3 protein-coding genes and 1 riboswitch are annotated in these 3,777 nt (G+C 31.8%); all 3 genes read right to left on the bottom strand.

Features of this window, described 5'->3' with window-relative positions; all coding sequences use genetic code 11:
- On the bottom strand, positions 1 to 1,186 hold a 1,186-nt coding region (locus ACRC03_RS11320; protein WP_438652674.1), incomplete at its 3' end, for a type II secretion system F family protein.
- Positions 1,187 to 1,200: 14 nt separating this feature from the next.
- Positions 1,201 to 2,880, bottom strand: coding sequence for a GspE/PulE family protein (locus tag ACRC03_RS11315; protein ID WP_438652673.1), 1,680 nt, complete (start codon positions 2,878 to 2,880; stop codon positions 1,201 to 1,203).
- 218 nt (positions 2,881 to 3,098) lie between these two features.
- Entirely contained in the window at positions 3,099 to 3,551 is a 453-nt protein-coding gene (locus ACRC03_RS11310; protein WP_438652672.1) for a type II secretion system protein, read from the bottom strand.
- 90 nt (positions 3,552 to 3,641) lie between these two features.
- Positions 3,642 to 3,725: riboswitch (cyclic di-GMP riboswitch) on the bottom strand.
- Positions 3,726 to 3,777: the final 52 nt, after the last annotated feature.

The following is a 3,777-nucleotide window of genomic DNA, read 5'->3' as shown; positions in this document are numbered from 1 at the left end:
TTAACATTGGTAAAAATACTGATATAACTAATATTGCAACCATTATTCCTACTATTATAATCATTATTGGTTCTATCATAGAAACTAATCTAGTTAAATATATATCTGATTCGTGTTCATAGAACTCTGCCATTTGGCTGCTTATTGTTTCTAGTTGACCTGTTTGCTCACCTATTGCTATCATCTGTATAAGCACCGAATCAAAATAATTATGTTTTTCTAAGTTTTCAGCTAGTGTTTCTCCTCTTATTAAACCTTCTTTCGCCTCTGCTACAGCTTTTTCTGCAATAGCATTATTAAGCGTGGCTTTTATATGGTCTAGTCCTTGTAATAACGGATATCCTGTTGCTACAAATAAATACAATGACCTTGAAAATCTCATTGCAACTATACTACTTATTCCTTTACCTAATAAAGGTGTTTTGTTTATAACTCTATCTTTATGTGCTCTTCCTAATGGTGTTTTTATATATTGTAATAATACATAAATTCCTACTCCGATTAAAATTAAAATTAACCACCACCATTTACCCATAAAGTTACCAAGTGCCATGATAATTTTAGTTGATAAAGGTAACTCCGCTCCTATTTCTAATATGGATTTCATCATTTGAGGTATTATAAAACTTGTAAATACAAATAGCATAACCAAAGATAAAATTCCTACAATAGCTGGGTAAGTTGAAGCATTTTTGATTTTTTGATTTATTCTATGTTCTCTCTCATAAAATACAGCCATACTTTTCAATACAGATTCTAATGTTCCTGTTTCTTCTCCAGTTGCAACCATTGCCCCTAATAATCTTGGGAATTTCGAGTTTTTTTCTAGCATTGCATCTGCAATGGTAGAACCTTTTCTTACCGAATCTACTATCCTATTAATCTCTGATGATAGCAGTTTATTCTCTGTCCTTTTTGCTAAAGTTTCTAAACCTATTAAACTATTTATACCTGATGATATAATTATGGCAAACTGCCTACAAAAATGACTTATTGAATCCGCTTTTAACTTTTTTCTTTTGTTTCTATTTCCAAATAGAGACTGTTCATTTTTTACTTTTAAGTCTACTATTCTAATTTTCTTTGCTTTTAATTGATTTCTTGCATCGCTTAAACTTTTTGCTTCAACAATTCCTTTTGCTTTTGAACCATTTAGCATTATTCCAGTATAACTATATTTGCTCATATTATATCATCCCTTTAATCGCTTATAAATGTTGCTCTTATCATTTCTTCTACTGTAGTCTGTCCTTCCATTACCTTGATTGCAGCATCTTGTCTCATGGTTTTCATCCCTAATTCATTTGCCTTAGCTAAGATTACATCTTCTTTTGCTCCTTGGTCTATTAAATCCCTTATGGATTTCGTTATTTGTATCATTTCATATATGCCAAGTCTGCCTTTATATCCTGTATTGTTGCACTTGTCACATCCTTCTCCTCTATATAATTTCAGGTCTTTATCTAAATCATAGCCTAAAGCCTTCTTGTCACCTACGCTAGCTTCATATTCATATTTACAGAAAGGACATATTTTTCTTACTAATCTCTGTGCAACAACTCCAACTAAAGATGAAGTTATTAAAAAACTATCTATATTCATATCTGAAAGCCTTGATATTGCACCTACTGCTGTATTAGCATGTAGGGTACTTAAAACTAAATGACCTGTAAGAGAAGCTCTTATTGCTATTTCTGCAGTATCATGGTCTCTAATCTCTCCTACCATTATGATATCTGGATCCTGCCTTAAAAAAGATCTTAGTGCACTTGCAAAATCTAAGCCTGCTTTGTAATTTATTTGAGATTGATTTACCCCTTGTAATTCATATTCAACAGGGTCTTCTATTGTAAGTATGTTTTTTTCTACATCGTTTAATTGATTAAGCATAGAATACAAAGTTGTAGTTTTTCCACTTCCCGTTGGTCCTACTACTAAAATTAGTCCATAAGGCTTAGCTAGAAAACTGTCATACATTTTTATACTTTCTTGAGTGAAACCTAATTTTTCTTTACTTACCATAAAGCTAGATTTATCAAGTACTCTCATTACTACTTTTTCATCTTTGCTCGTCGGCATTGTTGAAACTCTAAAATCTACTGGTTTATTGTCTACTATTAAGTATATTCTACCATCTTGTGGCAATCTTTTTTCTGAAATGTTTAAATTTGCCATGATTTTTATTCTACTTATTATTGCTTTATATGCCTTTGCACTAGTTTTCATATGTTCCATGAGAATCCCATCTACTCTAAATCTAACTCTCATTAAATCTCCATCATATTCTATATGTATATCACTTGCTTTTTTTCTTACTGCACTTTCTAGTATTCCGTGTACTAATCTTACTATTGGAGCTGAGTTTACATCTTCCTCTCCTGTTATTTCATCTTTTATCGTGCTGTTTATTTCATTTCTTGCGTATTCACTTATTGCTTTATCTATATCTGTGCCTGAATACCATAAATCTATAGCTTGATTTATTTCTGATGTTGTAGCTATATTTGAAACTACATCCATGCCTGTTATACGTCTGACATCTTGGATTGCCTCCATATTTTGAGGGTCTTCCATGGCTAGATATAGTCTATTGTCTTCTATTTTATATGGAAATACTTTGTATCTTTTACATATATTCTGAGGTACTTTATGAATTGCCTCTGGTTTTATATTTGAAGGGGTAAGATCTATACTGTCCACATTTAGTAGTTCTGTCAGTACATTTGTAAGTAATTCTGCTGTTATTAATCCTTGTTCTATTAGGATTTCACCTATTCTTTTTCCTGTCCCTCTTTGTAGTGATAAGGCTTTTTGTAGTTGTTCTTCTGTTATATATCCATACTGAACTAGCTTATCTCCGATTCTTATTTTTTGTGACATTATATCCACCTCCTATTGTTGATTAACTAAAAAACCCCCAGGGTTGTACTGACACACGAAGTGGACAAGTTACTACCCCCGGGGGTCATACTGAAAATATATTTCGTCTTTTTATGACTATATTCTTTAAATTTTTATATAAAATGCACCCCTGGGGGTCTTACTGGGACACGAAGTGGACCAGTTGCTAACTTCTGCCATCTGTCATTAGCTTATATTTAATTTGCTACTTTTACAAATATTTCATCTGTAGCATCATCTGTTGTTGCTCCAAATTGTTTATTTACTCTACCTAGCACATCTGATGCTTCTGTAGTTATTATTTTTATTCTAACACCCTTATCAGTCCCGTCAGCAGCCACTATGTCATATGTTTCTCCTGCTTTTTTTTCAGATGCTGGAACTACTTTTAATATTTCAAATCCTACTTTTCCCTCCGCACTAGTATCTTTTATTTCGTCAAATGTTTTTCCATCTGCATACTCGGCTAAAATTTCAGTTTTTATAGCATTAATATTCGTTGTTACTTGTACTGCCTTAGATTTATCAATATTCTTAAATAATGATGGCACTGCAACTACTGCTAAAATCCCTATAATTGCTATTACTACTAATAATTCTACTAACGTAAAACCTTTGTTATTTTTCTTTTTCTTTAAATTCTTAAACATTAAACTTCCCCCCATATTTTTAATAATCACCTGAAAAATCTTCGGATAAAAAAAGCTATCCTTATCTACGTCAACTCTTTCAAGTTACCTAATAAACATAGCCGGTTGCACCACTAACTCCATATATCCCAGGTGCCCACATACAGAATATATATCACAGTTTCTAATTATACTTATACATTTATAATAACATCCAAAAAACTTTAAATCAATATTTTTATACCAT

The organism is Romboutsia sp. (assembly GCF_051659545.1).
Lineage (GTDB): Bacteria > Bacillota > Clostridia > Peptostreptococcales > Peptostreptococcaceae > JBOFOR01.
This window is presented reverse-complemented; position numbering and strand designations above follow the sequence as displayed.

Bases quoted from the DNA above. Each gene is read 5' to 3' on its own strand.
- ACRC03_RS11310 (WP_438652672.1), bottom strand. From the start codon at position 3,551: ATGTTTAAGAATTTAAAGAAAAAGAAAAATAACAAAGGTTTTACGTTA.
- ACRC03_RS11315 (WP_438652673.1), bottom strand. From the start codon at position 2,880: ATGTCACAAAAAATAAGAATCGGAGATAAGCTAGTTCAGTATGGATAT.